Below are 1,877 nucleotides of genomic sequence, written 5' to 3' on the forward strand. Positions count from 1 at the left end.
GCCGTTGGCGCGTTTGCCGAAGCGAGCGGCGATTTTTCCACGGCGGTGGGTGCGGAGAGCGTGGCCAGCGGTGATGCGTCCGCGGCGTTCGGTGCCGGCGCGATCGCGGGCAACGATTTTGCGACGGCGGTGGGTGCCTTTGCCGATGCGAGCGGCTTCAACAGCACGGCGCTGGGCAACTCGGCCATTGCGGCGGGCAGCGACAGCCTGGCGGTGGGCGCGGATGCGGCTGCTTCGGGTGTGGCGAGCACGGCGGTGGGCCAGGGCAGCATCGCCTCGGGCCTCAACAGCGTGGCGCTGGGCGGCAGCGGGTTCTTCGCGACGGAGGCCTCGGGTGATTTCTCGACGGCGATCGGTGGATCGGCGTATGCAGCGGGCTTCAACAGCACGGCGGTGGGCAACTTCGCCGAGGCCTATGGTGACAACAGCCTGGCGCTGGGCTCGGATGCAGTGGCAGATGCCGACGGCAGCGTGGCGCTGGGCCAGGGTTCGGTGGCCGACCGCGCCGACACGGTGTCGGTGGGCAGCGCGGGCAACGAGCGCCAGATCACGAACGTGGCGGCGGGCACGGAAGAGACGGACGCGGTGAACCTGGGCCAGCTGGAAGCGGCGACGGCGAGCAACCGCTACTTCCAGGCGACGGGTGCCGGCGAGGCGTTCGCGCTGGGCGAGGAGTCGACGGCGTCGGGTTCGGACGCGTATGCCGAGGGCGACTACAGCACGGCGGTGGGTTCGGCGAGCACGGCGATCTCGGAAGGCGCCACGGCGGTGGGCAGTGGCGCGTATGCCGATGGACAGTACGCGACGGCATCCGGTTATGCCGCCACGGCGATCGGCGACAGCGCGACGGCGGTGGGCGGCCTGTGGAACGGACAGACGACGACGGCCGGTGCCGAGGGCGCGAGCGCCTACGGTGCCGGTTCGCAGGCGCTGGGCGCGTACAGCACGGCGACCGGTACCGGTTCGACGGCGGCCGGCATCCAGTCGACGGCGAACGGGTTCAGCAGCACGGCCGGTGGCAACTACAGCACGGCGGTGGGCGGGTTCTCGGGCGCGACGGCTGATTTCAGTGCCGCGTACGGCTATGCCGCACAGGCCACGGCGATCGGTGCGGTGGCCGTGGGTGTGGAGGCGGTGGCCTCGGGCAGCATGGCATTTGCGGCCGGCAGCCTGAGCGAGGCGACGGGTGCGAACAGCGTGGCGGTCGGCGGCGAGTCGTGGGCGGCCGGTGCCAACACCACGGCGGTGGGCCAGTTCGCCTGGGCGCAGGCGGCCGGCGGCACGGCGATCGGCCGGGATGCGTGGGTGAGCACGGTTGCGACCAACGGTACGGCGGTGGGCCTGAGTGCGTACGCCCAGGCGGCGAACGCCACGGCGATCGGCGCGAACTCGCGCGCCACTGCCGCCAACAGTGTGGCGCTGGGCCAGGGTTCGGTCACCGGTGCGCGCGAGAACACGGTATCGGTGGGTAACGCCACCACGCAGCGTCAGATCACCAACGTGGCGGCCGGTACGGCAGGCACGGATGCGGTGAACCTCAACCAGCTCAACGCGGTGGCGGAACTGGCCGGCGAGGGTGCCGAGACCAGCCGTTACTTCAAGGCGACCGGCAGCGCCGATACCGACAACGATGCGATCGTCGATGGCGATTTTGCGACGGCGGCGGGCGAGTCGGCGGCGGCGATCGGCGACGGTGCCTCTGCCTTCGGCAGCGGCGCGTTCGCGCTGGGCGAGTTCACCACGGCGGTGGGCTTCAACGCCGTGGCCGACCAGGCCAACGCGACCGCACTGGGCGCGTATGCCCAGGCCATGGGCGAGTACGCCGTGGCGGTGGGCAGCGAGAGCGTGGCCAGTGGCTTCGCCTCGACCGCGACCGG

Annotated in this window: 1 pseudogene; it reads left to right on the forward strand. The window is 71.7% G+C overall.

Annotated elements, in window-relative coordinates:
* Nucleotides 1-1,877, forward strand: a pseudogene (locus E2F46_RS17545) (ESPR-type extended signal peptide-containing protein); the annotation flags it as partial.

Source organism: Luteimonas aestuarii, assembly GCF_004357985.1.
GTDB lineage: Bacteria > Pseudomonadota > Gammaproteobacteria > Xanthomonadales > Xanthomonadaceae > Luteimonas > Luteimonas aestuarii.